The organism is Paenibacillus hunanensis (assembly GCF_034055775.1).
Classification (GTDB): Bacteria; Bacillota; Bacilli; order Paenibacillales; family Paenibacillaceae; genus Saccharibacillus; species Saccharibacillus hunanensis.
Window position 1 is genome coordinate 3,550,247 of the sequence record NZ_CP139194.1, and the last position, 18,265, is coordinate 3,568,511.

Annotated in this window: 13 protein-coding genes; all 13 read right to left on the minus strand. The window is 48.0% G+C overall.

Annotated features, from left to right (window positions below; genetic code table 11):
- Positions 1–452: 452 nt before the first annotated feature.
- The 13 genes from pnp to proS all read right to left on the minus strand — a co-directional run bounded on the left by pnp (position 453) and on the right by proS (position 18,230).
- Positions 453–2,561 carry a polyribonucleotide nucleotidyltransferase gene (gene pnp / locus SK066_RS14310; protein WP_188776703.1) on the minus strand — a complete coding sequence of 703 codons (2,109 nt, stop codon included), beginning with the start codon at positions 2,559–2,561 and terminating at the stop codon, positions 453–455.
- 173 nt (positions 2,562–2,734) lie between these two features.
- Positions 2,735–3,004: a 30S ribosomal protein S15 gene (rpsO, locus tag SK066_RS14315; protein ID WP_188776702.1), complete on the minus strand. Its 270-nt coding sequence runs from the start codon at positions 3,002–3,004 to the stop codon at positions 2,735–2,737.
- Between the two features lie 153 nt (positions 3,005–3,157).
- Positions 3,158–4,096, minus strand: coding sequence for a bifunctional riboflavin kinase/FAD synthetase (locus tag SK066_RS14320; RefSeq protein WP_320542012.1), 939 nt, complete (start codon positions 4,094–4,096; stop codon positions 3,158–3,160).
- A 716-nt stretch (positions 4,097–4,812) separates the two neighbouring features.
- Positions 4,813–5,811 carry a tRNA pseudouridine(55) synthase TruB gene (gene truB, locus SK066_RS14325; protein ID WP_320542013.1) on the minus strand — a complete coding sequence of 333 codons (999 nt, stop codon included), beginning with the start codon at positions 5,809–5,811 and terminating at the stop codon, positions 4,813–4,815.
- Complete coding sequence (locus SK066_RS14330; RefSeq protein ID WP_320542014.1) at positions 5,808–6,785, minus strand: DHH family phosphoesterase; 978 nt, start codon at positions 6,783–6,785, stop codon at positions 5,808–5,810. The genes truB and SK066_RS14330 overlap by 4 nt, the downstream gene beginning before the upstream one ends.
- A gap of 18 nt (positions 6,786–6,803) precedes the next feature.
- On the minus strand, positions 6,804–7,166 hold the full coding sequence (gene rbfA, locus SK066_RS14335) for a 30S ribosome-binding factor RbfA (RefSeq protein ID WP_188776698.1): 363 nt from the start codon (positions 7,164–7,166) through the stop codon (positions 6,804–6,806).
- Between the two features lie 14 nt (positions 7,167–7,180).
- Positions 7,181–9,661 (minus strand): translation initiation factor IF-2, encoded by a 2,481-nt coding sequence (gene infB, locus SK066_RS14340; RefSeq protein WP_188776697.1) that lies wholly within the window; start codon positions 9,659–9,661, stop codon positions 7,181–7,183.
- On the minus strand, positions 9,636–9,977 hold the full coding sequence (locus tag SK066_RS14345) for a YlxQ family RNA-binding protein (protein WP_188776696.1): 342 nt from the start codon (positions 9,975–9,977) through the stop codon (positions 9,636–9,638). Before SK066_RS14345 ends, infB begins: the two co-directional genes overlap by 26 nt.
- Positions 9,970–10,278 carry an RNase P modulator RnpM gene (rnpM, locus tag SK066_RS14350; protein WP_188776695.1) on the minus strand — a complete coding sequence of 103 codons (309 nt, stop codon included), beginning with the start codon at positions 10,276–10,278 and terminating at the stop codon, positions 9,970–9,972. Before rnpM ends, SK066_RS14345 begins: the two co-directional genes overlap by 8 nt.
- Positions 10,279–10,415: 137 nt before the next feature.
- Positions 10,416–11,516 (minus strand): transcription termination factor NusA, encoded by a 1,101-nt coding sequence (gene nusA, locus SK066_RS14355; protein ID WP_188776694.1) that lies wholly within the window; start codon positions 11,514–11,516, stop codon positions 10,416–10,418.
- Between the two features lie 34 nt (positions 11,517–11,550).
- Complete coding sequence (rimP, locus tag SK066_RS14360) at positions 11,551–12,012, minus strand: ribosome maturation factor RimP (protein WP_320542015.1); 462 nt, start codon at positions 12,010–12,012, stop codon at positions 11,551–11,553.
- 293 nt (positions 12,013–12,305) lie between these two features.
- The gene (locus SK066_RS14365) at positions 12,306–16,625 is read right to left on the minus strand and encodes a PolC-type DNA polymerase III (protein WP_320542016.1); all 4,320 of its coding nucleotides are present in this window, start codon (positions 16,623–16,625) and stop codon (positions 12,306–12,308) included.
- Positions 16,626–16,772: 147 nt separating this feature from the next.
- Positions 16,773–18,230: a proline--tRNA ligase gene (proS, locus tag SK066_RS14370; RefSeq protein ID WP_250343383.1), complete on the minus strand. Its 1,458-nt coding sequence runs from the start codon at positions 18,228–18,230 to the stop codon at positions 16,773–16,775.
- Positions 18,231–18,265 lie beyond the last annotated feature (35 nt).

An 18,265-nucleotide genomic window follows, 5' to 3' on the forward strand; every position in this document is an offset into this window, starting at 1 on the left:
ACTTGTTTTTATAGTACAAAGAATTAAGCGGTTCAATTAGTTCGCTTACTTCGTTTACCAGGTGTGTTACACCACTCCGGCAAGGAATAAGGGAACGTCCTCAGGTGGAACCCAGGAATCTACGAATGTAGAAGTCAGGGTAGATTCCTGGGTTCCAAAGTCGTCCTTTTCCCTTATTTCCTTGCCTCCGTTCTGTGGTTGTAGCAAACTTTGTTCTCTAAAACGTTATAAGCATTACCATGATCTTCTTAGCTGTATTCCTGCTATTTGAATTGCCGTTGTTAGATCACTTCAATTCATACTTACACGGTACTTGCTTATAAAGAATACTGACGTTCGTTTTGTACACAAAATGAAAAAAGAGACAGAATAAGCTCTGACTCTTTTGCTCATCTTGCTATGAAATTAAGGGCGCAATGCCCTGAAACGATTGCGCTGGCTAGCGCGAACGATCAGGACTTTGCTTGTTCTGCGTTGTCTGCTGTCAGCAATACTTTGCGGGACAGGTTCACGCGACCTTGACCGTCAATCTCTGTTACTTTCACCGTGATCATATCGCCGATCGCTACAACATCCTCCACTTTGGCTACGCGCTCGTTAGAGAGCTGGGAGATGTGTACCAGACCGTCTTTACCTGGGATCAGTTCAACGAATGCGCCGAATTTCTCGATGCGTTTTACTTTACCGAGGTACGTTTCGCCAACAACGACTTCACGTACGAGGTCTTCGATCATTTTTTGTGCTTTTTTGATCATCTCTTCATCCGACGAGCCGATAAATACGCGGCCATCCTGTTCGATGTCGATCTTCACGCCAGTTTCATCAATGATTTTGTTGATGACTTTGCCGCCGGGACCGATAACGTCGCGGATTTTGTCTGGATTGATGTTGATGATAACGATTTTTGGAGCGTATTTGGACAGGCTTGTTCTTGGTTTGTCCAGCAGCTCGTTCATTTTACCAAGGATGTGCAAACGTCCTTCACGTGCCTGAGACAGCGCCTCGGACAGGATCTGACGATCGATACCGTTGATTTTGATGTCCATCTGGATGGCAGTTACACCTTCTGCTGTACCTGCTACCTTGAAGTCCATATCGCCGAGATGATCTTCCATACCTTGAATATCGCTCAGGATGGATACATGCTCGCCATCTTTGATCAGACCCATGGCAATACCTGCTACAGGTGCTTTGATCGGTACGCCTGCATCCATCATTGCCAGGATACTTGCACAAATACTTGCTTGAGAAGTCGAACCATTGGATTCGATAACTTCCGATACCACGCGAATCGTGTATGGGAATTCTTTTTCCGAAGGAATAACTTTGGACATTGCACGCTCACCGAGCGCACCGTGACCGATCTCACGACGACCTGGAGGACGCAGTGGACGAGCTTCGCCAACACTGAATGGTGGGAAGTTATAATGGTGCATAAAACGCTTGGATTCTTCAGGTGCAATACCATCCAGAATCTGTACATCGCCAAGTGCGCCAAGCGTACAAATGCTAAGTACCTGTGTTTGACCACGAGTAAACAGACCGGAGCCGTGTGTACGTGGCAGCAGATTCGCATCACATTCGATTGGACGAATCTCTTCCAGCTTACGTCCATCTGGACGTACTTTATCATGGGTGATCAGACGGCGCACTTCTTCTTTAACGATATCGTGCAGCACTTCTTTGACGTCATCCATCAGATCAGGTGTTTCTGCATATTGCTCTTCAAAATGAGCAACTGCGTCGTTGTTCACCACGTCAATCGCTTCTTGACGAGCTTGCTTCTCCGCAATTTTCAGTGCATCCACCAGACGTGCTTCTGCAAATGCACGTACTGCTGTGTTCACATCTGCGTCAACGGTATGCAGCTTCACTGCCATTTTCGGCTTGCCTGCTACAGCAGTCAGCTCTTCGATGGTGGAGATAATATTTTGAATTTCGGAATGACCGAACATGATTGCTTCCAGCATGATTTCTTCCGGCAGCTCATTTGCTTCCGCTTCTACCATCATGATAGCATCGCGTGTACCTGCAACAACGAGGTACATTTCGCTCACTTCTTGTTGTGCCTGTGTTGGGTTAATGATGAACTCACCATCAACGCGACCTACCGCTACGCCACCGATTGGGCCATCAAATGGTACATCGGAAATGCTCAGTGCAGCAGAAGTACCGATCATCGCAGCAATTTGCGGCTCGCAGTCCTGCTCTACACTCATTACATAGTTAGCTACCTGTACATCGTTCCGGAAGCCTTCCGGGAACAATGGACGGATTGGACGGTCAGTCAGACGGCTTGCCAGAATCGCCTTTTCACTTGGTCTACCTTCACGCTTGATGAATCCACCAGGAATTTTACCTACGGCATACAGCTTTTCTTCATAGTTTACGGTAAGTGGGAAAAAGTCCAGATCTTTCGGCTCGGAAGAGGCAGTTACGGTACAAAGCACCGCAGTATCGCCATAGCGTACCATTACTGCTGCATTCGCCTGTTTAGCCAGACGGCCAGTTTCCAGTACAAGGGTTCTGCCTCCGAGCTGCATTTCAACTCGCTGTTCCATGAAATTCCTCCTTTTTAGGTCATCCTACTATTCTATAATCAGCTTCCAATTCCCTTCCGGAAATTAAAAGCGAAAAATATGTGTACTTACAAAAAGCAACCCGGCCGCCGCCGTTGGCTCCGAAAAGACCATACGGCTGAACAACCAGGCTGCTTTGGAATTGCATTTTAGTTTTAGCGACGCAGACCGAGTCTTTCGATCAACGTACTGTAACGTTTAACATCGTTCTTTTTCAGGTAAGCAAGAAGCTTACGGCGTTGACCTACCATTTTCAACAGACCACGACGGGAATGATGATCCTTTTTGTGGCTGCGGAAATGATCCTGCAGATTTACGATGTTTTCAGTCAGGATAGCGATTTGTACCTCTGGAGATCCTGTATCGGACTCGTGAGTTCTGTACTCCTCGATCAATTGGTGCTTGCGCTCTTGAGTAAGTGCCATCCTATTCACCTCCTTAATAGTTTCATTAAAAATCGCCATTAGCCTCGTTACCGGCGGTGAAACTCGTGTAACCAAGCTAAGGTTCGGTTACTGAATCTAGGAAACAGCAACGTTGTTCAGTATAGCATAGACGAATATCAAATAGCAATGCCCTTATAAAAGAATCTGTCTTGCCGATTCCGCATCCCGTGTAATCTGTGTTACTAGCTCGTCAATCGAACCAAACTTCTGCTCAGGTCGGATATAATCGATCAGCTCGACAGCCAGCTGCTGTCCATACAGATCGCCCTGGAAGTCCAAAATATGCGCTTCAAAGCTAGGACGCGTCTCGCCCGTCTGAAAGGTTGGCTTAAAGCCGATATTCATCACACCTGCACGCCAAATGCCTTCAGCCAGCACACGAACCGCATACACACCCGGACGTGGCACTACATAGCGCTCGCTCAGCTCCAGATTCGCCGTTGGGAAACCGATCGTACGTCCACGCTTATCCCCATCAATAACAATACCGCGAATTTGATACGGTCTACCTAACAGCTTCGTCGCATGCTTGGCATCCCCTTCGCGTAGAGCTGCACGAATCGCTGAGCTGCTTACTTTGTTATCCTCCAGCAGGAATGCAGGAACAGTCTCCACGAGTAATGAATTCTGACCAAGCTCACGAAGCAGCTCCGGTGTACCTGCACCACGATGTCCAAAATGAAAGTCAAATCCGACCACTGCCGTATGTACATGCAGTGGCACCAGCATTTGCTCATAAAATTGCTCTGGCGTTACCGCTGCAAATGCATGATTAAATTCCGCTACATACAGCGTATCAACGCCCATTCCGCGCAAAATCTCTTCCTTGATCGAAAGCGGCGTCAAATAGCCTTCGTAATCTCCCTTACCCAGCACTTCCTTCGGATTCGGATCAAAGGTCATCACCGAGGCGGTAATGCCCAGGCGACGTGCAAGGCGAATACCATAATCGATCACACTGCTATGACCGAGATGTACGCCGTCAAATTGTCCGATGACCATCACCTGCGGGTCTGCCTCGCGTGGTATGCCGTTTTCCGGCCAGGGATAAGCCAATCTTACTATGTTCACTGTGATATCACCCGCATTTCTACAAATGGATTCATGCATGGCAGGCTGCACGTTTAGTGATGTGCAGGTTGTTGCTGTCGCTGCATGTAATGGTGTGCTTGATGGCTGATTGCTTTGGTTTGCAGTTGAAGCTGAGCTTATACGTTTCACTAAACATCAATTACTCAGATTTTGAGTATTGGAGCTCGAATTATGATGAATCATCAAGCACTCCGGCAAGGAATAAGGGGACGGACTCAGGTGGAGCCGCGGGAATCTACTAGATTAGGAATTAAATGTAGATTCCCGCCCCTCTGAAGCAGTAAGATATTTTGCTTCGCAAAAATCACTTTTCATTGAACCCCGTGTTAGGAAATCACTAACACTATAAGTCGTCCTTTCCCCTTATTTCCTTCCCTCCGTTCCGTGCTTATTAGCAACTTTATAAAAACGTCTAATTAGTTTCTTATAGGACATTATTAGGAGTATTTGTTAAGCAAGTTCAATTCACTTGCTACACTAATGTAATTTATCGAAAAACGATATTTTACACTTCAATACTCTGAGTTCTGCCTACATGAAATTGTATATTTGTATATTCAGCATAGCGCAGTATCTTTAGTACAGAGCATTGATAGCAGCATAAGCTTTATTTGTTTCGTACTTATTCATTTGAGCTTTGGAGTGCTAATCGATATCTGCAAAAGCCCATTTGCTACGCATATACACAAATACAATTACGGCAGGAACACTTTTACAGGCACGATACGATCGCTCGGTTCGTCCTTGCGGAAAATTCCGATGAACTCGCCTGCGGGTGCATACAGTTTGAGCAGCAGATCTGCATCGGCTGTAGGCTTTGTAGCTGGCTCTTGTGTATCTGTAAGGTTTACCGATACAGAACCTGTCTCAGCCACCGTAGCGCTCTCAGAAGCGATATATAGGCGAATATACTTGCTGTCTATATGTTTACCTTGCAGGGTGTGCTTGTATACTGCCTCATCTACGGTAAAAGCAGGCAGATTGGACATGGCCTGGTCTGCTGGGATAAGATGTTGTTCCAACTCGCCCTGTTCGACCAGCTGTTCGATCTGCTCGAAGGTCAAGCATTGTTGCAGACGGATGCCTGCGGATTCGGTACGTACGAGCTGTACCATGGTAGATGGTACGCCGAGTGCACGTCCGATATCGACACATAGTGTGCGGATATAGGTGCCTTTGGAGCATAGCACACGGAAGGTGATTTCTGGATGGTCGTCTGGCTTCCAGCCGATCATTTCCAGCTCGTGGATCGTTACCTCGCGGGATTTACGTTCTACGGTTTTCCCTTCGCGTGCTAGCTCGTACAGGCGTTTGCCATCGACCTTGACCGCAGAATACATCGGCGGAACCTGAGAGATCGTGCCTGTCATCGTGCTCAGTACTTGTTCAACTTGCTCACGACTAATGTTAGCCTGATCGATCTGCTCGATAACTTCGCCGGTTAGATCCTCTGTATCAGTAGCGATACCGAAACGCAGGACCGCTACGTATTCTTTAGGCATTTCTTGCAAATATTCCACGATCCGCGTTGAGCGGCCCAGACACAGTGGCAGTACGCCTGTTACGGCTGGATCGAGCGTACCTGTATGACCGATACGCTTCATCCGCACAATACGCCGAACCTTGGCTACTACATCGTGAGAGGTGAAGCCTGCTGGCTTGTGTACGGCCAGCACGCCATCAAATTCGTTCATAGAAGCTCCTTTATATACGACACTACTTGTTGTTTGACCTGTTCCAGACTGCCTTCCAGACGACAGCCTGCTGCTTTGATATGCCCACCGCCACCAAAATGCTGTGCGACTGCGGCAACATCAATACGTCCTGCCGAACGAAGACTGGCTTTAACAGCATTTTCGTCGATAACCTTGAAAAAGATACCGACCTCTACGCCCTGAATGTTGCGCGGATAGTTGACAATGCCCTCAAGGTCTTCATTTTCTGCTCCCGTTTGAATCATATGCTCTGGAGTCACGTAGACGTGTGCAATTTTACCATCGGCTTCAAGTTCTAACGTGGACAACGCCAGCGCTAGCACCTTAACCTGTGGCAATGTCACTTCTTCAAGCAACGTTTCTGCCAGCTCAGGCCCGTTTACACCCAGTTCAAGCAAACGTGAAGAGATTTCCATCACTTTTGGTGACGTACTGGAATAACGGAATCCGCCTGTATCTGTTAAAAGACCGGTATAGATCGCCTCGGCTGCTTCACATGTCCATTGTACATCAAACAGATTGATCCAATCATACAGCACTTCCGCAGTAGCTGCTGCGTCGTCTTTGACGACATTGACAGCTCCATAGCGATCATTGGTCGGATGGTGATCAATATTCAAAATGGCTGCCGTTTCCGACATCCAGTTTTTGACCAGACCGACACGCTTGAAATCCGCACAATCCACGCAAATTACATGCTCATATTGACGTTGTCCACCGTCCTCCAGCAGATTCATAATCTCGCCAGATAGCGTAAGATAGCTCATACGCTTTGGAATAGGGCCTTCGTTTACAAGCGTAAATTGCTTTCCGAGACAAGACAGCAGCCAGCCCACGGCTACCGTGGAACTGACTGCGTCTCCGTCCGGCTGAACATGCGAAACCACTAGAAAATTGTCATGCTCCTCTATAAATGCTTTCGCATCCAGAAGCGCCTGTTCATAGGTCTGCATTGCCGTCTCCTTTGAGGCTTACTCGTCTTTATCGGAATCTTCGCGATGAATCTGATTGATCAACTGATCGATCCGATTGCCGTAAGCAATCGACTCGTCAATCTTGAACAGCAGTTCAGGCGTATGACGCAACCGGATGCGCTTGCCGAGCTCGGAGCGCAGGAATCCAGATGCTTTTTCAATTCCTTTGAGTGAACCTGTTTTTTGTTCTTCGTCACCTAGCACGCTGAGGTATACCTCAGCTTGTGACAGGTCATTGGTTACATCCACGCCGGTAACTGTAACGAAACCGATGCGTGGATCTTTCAATTCGTTTTGGATGAGCAGGCTCAGTTCTTTTTTGATCTGTTCGCCTACACGTCCTGTTCTAATCTTAGCCATTGTTTTTCACCTCGTTATTTGCGCTCTACAGCTTCCATGATGAAGGCTTCGATTACATCGTTTTCCTTCATATCATTGTAACCGTCCAGCGTGATACCGCACTCGTAGCCTTGTGCAACTTCTTTGGCATCATCTTTAAAGCGTTTGAGGGAGTCGATTTTACCTTCGAAAATAACGATACCGTCACGGATCAAGCGTGCTTCAGCAGAACGCGTGATCTTACCGGAAGTTACCATACAGCCTGCAATTGTACCTACGCGGCTGATTTTGAACGTATTGCGAACTTCCGCATGTCCAATAACAACTTCTTTGTATTCTGGGTCCAGCATCCCTTTCATCGCCTGCTCGATTTCCTCGATTGCGTTATAAATAACGCGGTGCAGACGAATATCCACTTGCTCTTGCTCAGCAGTTTGCTTCGCTTGAACGTCTGGACGAACGTTGAAACCAATAATGATCGCGTTGGATGCAGCTGCGAGGATAATATCCGATTCGTTGATCGCACCTACGCCGCGGTGGATGATTTTGACGCGTACGCCTTCCACCTCGATTTTTTCGAGCGAGCCTTTGAGAGCTTCGACCGAACCCTGTACATCGCCTTTGATGATGACGTTCAGGTCTTTAATTTCGCCGTCTTTAATGTGCTGGAACAGATCATCCAGCGTAACACGAGTGTTTGCACCCAGATCAGACTGACGCTGTGTGATTGCACGCTTGTCAGCGATCGAACGTGCTTTACGCTCGTCTTCAAATACCATAAATGGATCGCCCGCCTGTGGAACCTCAGTCAAACCTGTGATTTCAACAGGAGTGGAAGGTCCAGCTTCTTTGAGACGACGTCCTTTATCATTTACCATTGCACGGATACGTCCGAAACAGTTACCGGCAACAAATGCATCGCCGACTTTGAGTGTACCGTGTTGTACCAGAATACGAGCTACCGGACCGCGACCTTTATCCAGCTCAGCCTCGATAACCGCACCACGAGCGCGCTTGTCAGGGTTTGCTTTATAGTCGTTTACTTCCGCTACGAGCAGAATCATTTCGAGCAGATCTTCCAGACCGATCTGTTGTTTCGCAGATACGTTAACAAAGATCGTGTCGCCGCCCCACTCTTCCGGTACGAGTTCATACTCGGTCAGCTCTTGTTTTACTTTATCCGGATTCGCACCCGGCTTATCGATTTTGTTGACAGCAACGATAATTGGCAGACCTGCTGCTTTCGCATGGTTGATTGCCTCTACCGTTTGTGGCATAACGCCGTCATCTGCTGCAACTACGATAATCGTAATATCGGTTACCTGTGCACCACGAGCACGCATCGCTGTAAACGCTTCGTGACCCGGTGTATCCAGGAATGTAATTTTCTTTTTGTTGATCTCTACTTGATATGCACCGATGTGCTGCGTGATACCGCCGGCTTCGCCGCCAGTTACGTTAGCGGAACGAATCGCATCCAGCAATGTTGTTTTACCATGATCGACGTGACCCATGATGGTTACAACTGGTGGACGTGCTTTCAGATCTGCTTCATCATCGGTTTCTTCAACCGTTTCAAAACGATCGTCTTCAACTGGGATTTTGATTTCGACTTCAACGCCATAGTCATCAGCGATCAGTTGAATCGTTTCCAGATCAAGCTCCTGGTTGATTGTCGCCATTACACCACTGCTGATCAGCTTCTTGATAACTTCGGAAGCATCCTTATGCAGCAATTTGGCTGTTTCGCCAACCGTCATCTCACCGCGAACGATGATCTTTTTCGGTGTGTTGTCGATTTTCTCACGTGGAGGCTGGTTGTTGTTGAAGTTTTTGCCGCCGCGACCTTTACCACGGTTGTTGCGATTACCGCCACCACCACGGTTATTGTCAAAGCGGTTACCACCGCCACCGCCGCGATTGTTGCTGTTGCCACGGTTGCCACCGCCGCCACTGTTACCACCACGACTGCTGTTACCGCCGCCGCGATTAGCACCGGAGGAATCTCCACCCTGGGATGTTCTTACGGAGCCGGATGGCTGACGATTTTGGGATGAGCCTGTTTGTGGACGGGATGCAGCGCTTGGCTGACGGTTACCGCCCTGAGAGTTGTTGCTACGGTTACCCTGTGAAGTGGAGCCCTGTCCACTACGGTTACCATTTTGACTAGACGACGAGTTAGAGCGGTTGCTAGAACCGCTTTGGGATCTGTTATTCCCGTTGTTTGAGTTGTTCTGAGTTTTTATATCCATACCTACCTGCTTTTCCTGTCTATTTTTTTCCTGCGTCGATTCCGCAGCTTTGACCGTGCCATCCTGCTTATCGGCAGCGCTCGATTTAATATTGTTGAAAAATTGTTCCACTTTTGCAACAGCGCCATCTTCCATGACGCTCATGTGATTGTTGACCGGCACATCCAGTTTTTTCAAGATCGTAATGATTTCCTTACTACTCATATTGAGAGATTTGGCATACTCGTAAACTCTCCGTTTATCCTTCTGCTCCTGTGTACTCAATATATTCCACCTCCGACGAATCCCCTATTCGTTTACGGAGAAGCCCTGCGAACCCTTGATCGGTCAGCGCAATAATCACGCGACCTTCCTTTCCTATGCTGGCACCCAGCTGATCACGGTCATAACCGATCAGCAGAGGAATTTGATAACTACTGCACTTATCGCGAAATTTTTTCTGCGTATTGGCGGAAGCATCACCAGCCAGAATGACGAGCGCAGCTTCGCGGGAACGGATGGCCTTGAGCACCAACTCATCCCCGGACAATACTTTTCCGGCACGCATGGCAAGTCCGAGTAGGGATAGTTCGTTATTCATTAGCGTCTCTCTCCTGCACTGAACTTAATTGGTGTTCCACACTGCCCAATTCGCTGGCAAGGCGTTCGTAAATGTCCGCGCTTACCGACACTTTGAGCGCGCGATCAAAAGCGCGGCTTTTCTGTGCCAATTGGAAGCAAGACTGTGTTGCACATACATAAGCTCCCCGGCCCGACTTTTTACCGGTCAAATCAATCTCAACGTTCTCATCCGGCGTACGCACGATTCGAACCAGGCTTTTCTTCGGCATCATTTGCTGGCAAGCAACACACTTGCGCAGCGGTATCTTTTTTGTCTTCATTTGATAACCAACCCCTTTCATACATATGGACGTCCGGTAAAGCTATTCATCCCATGCCACTCTACCATGAATGAACAGGCAGAGCAGGCGTTGGAAAAATAAACCGAAGCATCCAGTCAGGCAGAAAACGGGAAGGCTTAGTCGACCGATACGGAATCCTGATGCATTTCTTCGCCCGTTTCTCTCGGACGTCCAAATTCTTCCTCTGCCTGTGTCTCACTCTTAATATCGATTTTCCATCCAGTCAGCTTCGCTGCCAGACGGGCATTTTGACCTTTGATACCAATTGCAAGCGACAGCTGGTAATCCGGCACGATCACACGCGCCATTTTTTCCTCTTCAAACACTTGCACTTCTAGCACCTTGGATGGGCTCAGTGCATTAGCCACGTATTCCTCAACACTTTCGGAATAACGCACGATATCGATTTTCTCACCGCGCAGCTCACCTACGATGGTCTGTACACGCAGACCGCGTGGACCTACGCAGGAGCCAACCGGATCCACTTCTGGATTGCGGGAGTAAACGGCAATTTTGGAACGGAAGCCCGCTTCGCGTGCAACCGAACGAATCTCAACAACACCGTCAAAGATCTCTGGCACTTCCAGCTCAAACAGACGCTTGAGCAGACCTGGATGCGTGCGGGAAAGCACGATTTGTGGCCCTTTGGTTGTGTTTTCCACTTTGGTAATGTACGCCTTAATGCGCTCGTTCATCGTGAATTTTTCGTTTGGCATCAGCTCAGTCAGCGGCAGTACCGCTTCCACTTTACCCAGATCCACGAAAATATTACGTGTATCCTGGCGCTGTACGATACCAGTAACGATGTCTTCCTCTTTATCGATAAACGCATTGTAGATCAGACCGCGCTCTGCTTCACGAATACGCTGTGTAACGACCTGCTTCGCTGTCTGAGCAGCGATACGACCGAAGTCGCGCGGTGTTACTTCAATCTCAGCCACATCTTCCAGCTGGAAATGCGGATTGATGTTGTCACGTGCATCGGTAAGCGAAATTTCGGTACGCTCATCCAATACTTCCTCAACAATCATCTTGCGGGCAAATACTTTGATTGCACCGGTATTGCGGTTCATGTCTACACGTACATTTTGCGCCGTGTTGAAGTTACGCTTATAGCTGGAAATCAGGGCCGCTTCGATCGCCTCAAATAGCACGTCCTTGCTAATCCCCTTCTCACGTTCCAGCTCGTTCATTGCCTCGATAAAATCCATACTCATAGCTCTCAAGATCCCCCTTTCAAAAAACCACCGTTTAAAAAATGATTGCCAGTCTGGCGCTGGCCACTTTGTCATATGGAACCGCATAGCGTTTCTTACCCGCTTCAATCAACAGCTGACCTTCATCAAATGAAAGCAACCGTCCCTCAAATTCCTTTGTTCCATCTACAGGCTCGTAAGTCGTGACAAATACATCTTTGCCGACTGCCTTTTGTACATCAGCTTCTTTTTTAAGCGGACGCTCGGCTCCCGGAGAGGACACTTCCAAAAAATAAGGGTCCTTGATTGGATCGTGCTTATCCAGCTGTTCGCTCAGATATTCACTCACCCGGCCACAATCATCGATATCAATGCCGCCTTCTTTATCTACGAATACGCGGAGAAACCAGTTCTTGCCTTCTTTTACGTATTCCACATCGACCAGCTCAAATCCATGCTCCTCCACAAATGGCTGTACCATTTCCTCGACGGTCGCTTTAATCTTCGGTGTGCTCAAACAATCCAACCCTCCATCAACGTAGTATCCGTGTTGGCTGTAAGCCGCCTCGCCCATCATGATTATAATGCCCAGCTTAAAGAAAATCGAACCAGACTTAATGCGCTCGGTTCGATCTTGTGCAGTGCAATTCATGTGAATAGGCGGCTAGCAGCCTCATACCAAACAGTAAAGAGTGGGTTTCCCCACTCTTCACCGGATCGTTATTTCTTTTCTCACTCCTTGGAATTATACCATAATCCCTTAGTGGTGACAAGTAATTCGCCTTGACTACTTGCCCATAACGCCCCTGTTTAAAACAGTGACAACTGGTTACTTTCTGGCAGACCGCGGAAGCAACCCATCTGCGTCATCAGCTCCACAATCGTCTTACTTGCTTTGGATTTCTGCTGGAAATCCTCAATCGATAGGAACTCGCCATGCTCACGAGAAGCAGCGATATTGCGAGCCGCATTATCACCAATCCCCTGTACGGCAGAGAACGGTGGAATAAGACTTTTGCCATCGACTGTAAAGGAGGTTGCATGCGAACGATACAGATCGAGCGGCTTGAATGTGAAACCTCGTGCTGTCATTTCCAGTGCCATTTCGAGAATGGACAGCATTGCCTTTTCCTTCGGTGATGCCTGGAAGCCGAGCTGCTCGATCTCTTCGATTTTGCGATAGATCGCTTCATAGCCCTGACAGCATAGATCAATATCAAAGTCCTCTGCACGAACCGTAAAGTAGGTCGCATAATATTCAATCGGATGATACAGCTTAAAGTAGGCTGTACGCACAGCGGAGATAACGTAAGCCGATGCGTGCGCCTTCGGGAACATATACTGGATTTTGAGACAGGAATCAATGTACCATTGTGGCACCTTGCAGCGCTTCATCTCATCGATCCATTCTGTTGTCAGACCTTTACCTTTACGCACACTCTCCGTAATTTTAAAAGCCAGACTTGCATCCATACCCGCTTTGTAGATCAGGAATAGCATAATATCGTCACGACAGCCGATAACTGTTTTGATCGAGCAGGTGCCGTTTTTGATCAATTCCTGTGCATTACCGAGCCATACGCCAGTACCATGGGATAGACCGGAGATTTGCAGCAAATCGGCAAAGCTTGTCGGCTGTGATTCCACCAGCATCTGACGTACGAACTTTGTCCCCATCTCCGGTACTCCATATGTGGCAACTGGACTGCGCAGCTGATGCGGTGAAATGCCCAGCGCTTCAGTCGAGTTAAACATGCTCATAACTTTCGGATCGTTCATCGGAATCGTTGTTGGATCGACCCCAGTCAAATCCTGTAGCATCCGCATCATCGTCGGATCATCATGACCGAGAATATCGAGCTTGAGCAGATTCGCTTCAAAGGCGTGATAGTCAAAATGCGTCGTTTTCCACTCAGCGCTTGTATCATCAGCCGGATATTGTACAGGTGTAACATCCTCTACATCAATGTAGTCAGGCACAACGACGATACCGCCGGGATGCTGTCCAGTGCTACGCTTTACGCCAGTACACCCAGCAGCAAGGCGACTGAGCTCGGCACCGCGCCATTTCTTTTGGTGCAGCTCTTCATATTTCTTGGCAAAGCCATAGGCGGTTTTCTCTGCAACCGTACCGATGGTACCCGCACGGAATACGTTTTTCTCACCAAATAGGATCTTCGTATAGTTATGGGCAATCGGCTGATAATCACCGGAAAAGTTCAAGTCGATATCGGGAACTTTATCGCCCTTAAAGCCAAGGAACGTCTCAAACGGAATATCCTGTCCTTCACCCTTGAGACGACCGCCACAGTTCGGACATTCCTTCTCTGGCAAGTCGAATCCACTCGGTACGCTACCATCCAGAAACCATTCGCTATGTCTGCATTCCGAATTCACGCAGATATAATGGGCAGGCAGCGGATTAACCTCGGAAATGCCGAGGAAGGTCGCAACGATCGATGAGCCGACCGAGCCCCGTGAACCGACCAGATAGCCGTCTTCATTGGACTTTTTAACGAGCTTCTCCGAAATGAGATAGTTGGCGGAGAAACCGTATTTAATAATAGGCTCCAATTCCTTTTCCAGACGAGCGACTACAACCTCAGGCAATTCCTCACCGTAGATCGAGCGTGCTGTCGCATAGCAGGTGTTACGAATCTCCTCATCTGCACCTTCCAGATTCGGCGTGAACAGCTTATCCGGGAACAGTGGATATACCTCGAAGCGCTCTGCCAGTGCCTGCGTATTCGTCACTACAACCTCGTAGGCTTTTTCCTCACCAAGGAACTTAAACTCATCGAGCATTTCATTGGTCGTACGGAAATGGGCATCTGGCTTACGCTGATCTTTAAGCGGACTAAAGCCGGTAATCCCGTTAATCGTAATATCACGGAAAATTTTCTCTCGTGGCTCCAGATAATGCACATTGCCCGTTGCTACTACAGGCTTATCCAGCTTCACACCCAGATCAACGATCTTTTGCACCGCAATCTCCAGTTCACGTGGTGTACCGACCAGCCCTTTATCGACCAGATGCATATACATCGTCAGTGGCTGAATTTCCAGTACATCGTAAAACTGTGCAACCTCTTCGGCTTCTTCCAGCGTCTTATTTAATACCGTTTCGAAAAACTCGCCCTTCTCACAGCCTGACATCACAATCAAGCCTTCACGATACTGTGTCAGAACGGACTTCGGTATACGCGGTACACGCTTGAAATATTCAGTATGCGACAGCGATACAAGCTTGAACAGATTTTTCTTGCCCTGCTCATTCAGTGCATATACGGTGCAATGGAATGGACGCGCATTAGATAGATCCTGACCGACAAAATCATTCAGTCGATCCAAACGAGTCAAGCGTCGCTCCTGCTCTGCATCTTTGAGTAAGCCAAACAGAATACCACCCAGTGCAATCGTATCGTCAATCGCACGGTGATGACTTTCCAGTGCCACTTTATACTTGGCAGCCAGTGTATTCAGACGGTGATTTTTCAGCGTTGGATAGAGTAAACGAGCCAGCTCGAGCGTATCGAGAACCGGATTCGTCATCTCAGGCAGATCGTGATTTTTTAATGTTGCCTGGATAAAACCAATATCAAAACGCGCATTGTGCGCAACCAGTATATCGTCTCCAGCAAATTGTACAAATTCACGAATAACCCCATCAATCTCCGGTGCACCGCGTACCATTTCATCGGTAATATTGGTCAATTGCTGGATATTGTATGGAATGCGCTCATGGGGATCAACAAAGGTGGCATAGCGATCAATTTCCTTGCCATCCTGCATTTTCACCGCTGCAATCTCGATAATTTTATTTTGTGTAATCGACAAACCTGTCGTCTCAATATCGAATACGATGTAAGTCGCTGTTTTCAATTCTAGTGGTTGTGGATTCAGTACAATCTCGGTCGAGTCGTTCACGACATTGGCTTCCAGACCGTAGATTAGCTTCACACCATGCTTTTTCGCTGCTTTAGCAGCCTCAGGGTAACATTGCACACCGCCATGGTCTGTCACTGCAATCGCAGGATGTCCCCAATCGGCAGCCGTTTTTACATATTTATCAATCGTCGTTACCGCATCCATCGTGCTCATAGTCGTATGCAGATGGAATTCGACACGCTTTTCAGCAGCATCGTCCTTGCGTCCTGGTGGAGCTTTGATTTCTGACAGATCGGACGGAATCATTGCCAGCTCTGGAATTTGCATAAAACGGTCATACTCAACACGTCCACGCGCTTTCACCCATTTGCCATTAGCAAGCAGGCTCATAATTTTCAAATCGTCCTTCGTCTTCGCAAACATCTTCATTTGCAACGAATCGGTAAAGTCTGTAATAAAGAACGTGAACAGGGTGCTGCCATTACGTAGCTCCTTGCTATCGAGACCGAAGATCGTACCTTGAACGATAATCTTCTTCTCTTCATCCTGAAGCTCCTGCAATGGTACAGCAGGCTCCTTAATCTCATAACCGACCTGTAGACGAACTGGCTCGCCATCCTCGTCCACTTCTTCCTCCAGCTCAGATTCCATGCTGGTCATGATCCGTTCAATCTCCTGCAATTCCTCCTGGCGCCGTTTTTCATGAAACGCCTGTACATCCTCGGAGGAGCTTTCGCCTACTTCGATTTTGATACGTAGTGCTATATTAAAATAATCGTCGTAAAATTTGACGATCGCCTGATCGATCTGCTTCTTCTTCGCTAGCTCCAGCGCCATATTATCACTCATCGTGAGTGTAAGCACATCGCCTGCCAGAGCAAACTTCGCCCGTGTCATCCAGCCATTGACCGATGGAATCTCGCGCTGTACCCACTCCAGAAACAGCGACCAGTATTCCTCAATAATCTGTACCGGATCAACCGACTCGCTATAGTGAAAACGAAACCGTATTTTCGCGATATGTGCCATCTTGTCCTGAATATGCCGACAAAAGGTCCGATAGGTTACCGAGGGTACCAGTGTCTCCTTGGCAATGATCAGTTTCCATTCCTTATTCGTGCGGCTGACCTCCACTTGCTCGATCGCTCCATCCGCAAAATAGGGCTCCATCAGACTGGCAGGCACTTCAGCCTGTTTCATCAGCAGCTCAAAACGTTGTCTTCTTTCTCCGCTTGCGCTCATGAGGTCCCCCTTCAAAAAAGCGGCAAGCCTCCTGACCATTCGGTGCCGGACATCACGTCCACTCCGTTTGACGGAAGCTTGCCTGCTTGAGTTCTGCTTGCTTGTATAGCCAGATTCAAATCGCTCAATCAGGCTTTGATCACATTATTAATACGCTCGTGCAAATACAACCGTATGCTTCGCTGGCTGACCTGTTACGAGACATGTTTCTTTTTGCACATCGAGCTTGAATGGAATATTACGAATCGTTGCACCTGTCTCTTCTTTAACAAGACGCTCCGTTTCATCTGTACCATCCCAGCCTGCAATAAAGAAGCCACGCTTCTCTTCCATGATCGCTTTCATTTCATCCAGCGTATCGACAACATGCATGTTCTCCTCGCGGAACGATAGTGCACGGTTGTACATTTCCTGCTGTACTTGATCCAGCATCGTTTGAACTTCTTCTACGATGTTGTCCAGTGGTACCTGTTTCTTCTCCCCTGTAATACGGGAAACGAGTACGCAAACGCCGTTTTCGATATCACGTGGTCCAACTTCCAGACGAACTGGAATACCGCGCATTTCGTATTCGTTGAACTTCCAGCCTGGACGAACATCCGCACGATCATCAATACCGACGCGAACGCCTGCTTTTTTCAGTTCAGCAAACAGCTCATCTGCACGTCCAACGACCATATCGCGTGTTTTTGGTGGGCCGATTGGAATGATCATAACTTGCTTTGGTGCTACCTTTGGTGGCAGTGCCAATCCGCGGTCATCACCGTGTACCATAATGAGTGAACCGATCAGACGAGTACTTACACCCCAGGATGTTGTATGTGCATATTCCTGTGTATTGTCGCGGCTCAGGAATTGAATGTCGAACGCCTCAGCAAAGTTAGTTCCCATATAGTGAGAAGTACCTGCTTGTACAGCGCGTCCATCCTTCATCATCGCCTCGATGGAATATGTAGCTTTTGCTCCAGCAAATTTCTCAGATGGGCTCTTTTGACCCTTAATTACTGGAATCGCCAGGAATTCCTCAACAAATTCAGTGTATACATCCAGCATACGCATCGTTTCTTCCATTGCGTCTTCTGCTGTTTCGTGTGCCGTATGACCTTCCTGCCACAGGAATTCACTCGTACGCAGGAATGGCAATGTACGCTTTTCCCAACGTACAACGTTTGCCCACTGATTGATCAGAACTGGCAAATCGCGGTAGGATTGAATCCATTTGGAATACATATGACCAAACATCGTTTCCGAGGTTGGACGGATCGCCAAACGCTCTTCCAGCGGATCGCCACCAGCTTCTGTTACCCATGGTAGCTCAGGATTGAAGCCTTCGACGTGCTCCTTTTCTTTTTCAAAGAAGCTTTCTGGAATAAAGAGTGGGAAATACGCATTGCGGTGACCGGTTTCTTTGAAACGACGATCCAGATCACGCTGAATATGCTCCCAAATTTCATAGCCATCTGGACGGAATACGATACAGCCGCGTACTGGCGAATAGTCCATCAGATCCGCTTTTTTGATCACGTCAATGTACCAGCGTGAGAAGTCCTCGCTCTGTGGTGTAATTTCGGTTACAAATTGTTTGTCCTGCTTTTCGTTCGACATAAAAGTGGATATCCTCCCGTAAGTGACCCGTAATT

Coding starts and splice junctions, on each gene's coding strand:
- truB (WP_320542013.1), bottom strand. CDS start 5,811: ATGAACGAATTTGATGGCGTGCTGGCCGTACACAAGCCAGCAGGCTTC.
- nusA (WP_188776694.1), bottom strand. CDS start 11,516: ATGAGTATGGATTTTATCGAGGCAATGAACGAGCTGGAACGTGAGAAG.
- pnp (WP_188776703.1), bottom strand. CDS start 2,561: ATGGAACAGCGAGTTGAAATGCAGCTCGGAGGCAGAACCCTTGTACTG.
- rbfA (WP_188776698.1), bottom strand. CDS start 7,166: ATGGCTAAGATTAGAACAGGACGTGTAGGCGAACAGATCAAAAAAGAA.
- rnpM (WP_188776695.1), bottom strand. CDS start 10,278: ATGAAGACAAAAAAGATACCGCTGCGCAAGTGTGTTGCTTGCCAGCAA.
- SK066_RS14345 (WP_188776696.1), bottom strand. CDS start 9,977: ATGAATAACGAACTATCCCTACTCGGACTTGCCATGCGTGCCGGAAAA.
- SK066_RS14330 (WP_320542014.1), bottom strand. CDS start 6,785: ATGCAGACCTATGAACAGGCGCTTCTGGATGCGAAAGCATTTATAGAG.
- SK066_RS14365 (WP_320542016.1), bottom strand. CDS start 16,625: ATGAGCGCAAGCGGAGAAAGAAGACAACGTTTTGAGCTGCTGATGAAA.
- rpsO (WP_188776702.1), bottom strand. CDS start 3,004: ATGGCACTTACTCAAGAGCGCAAGCACCAATTGATCGAGGAGTACAGA.
- proS (WP_250343383.1), bottom strand. CDS start 18,230: ATGTCGAACGAAAAGCAGGACAAACAATTTGTAACCGAAATTACACCA.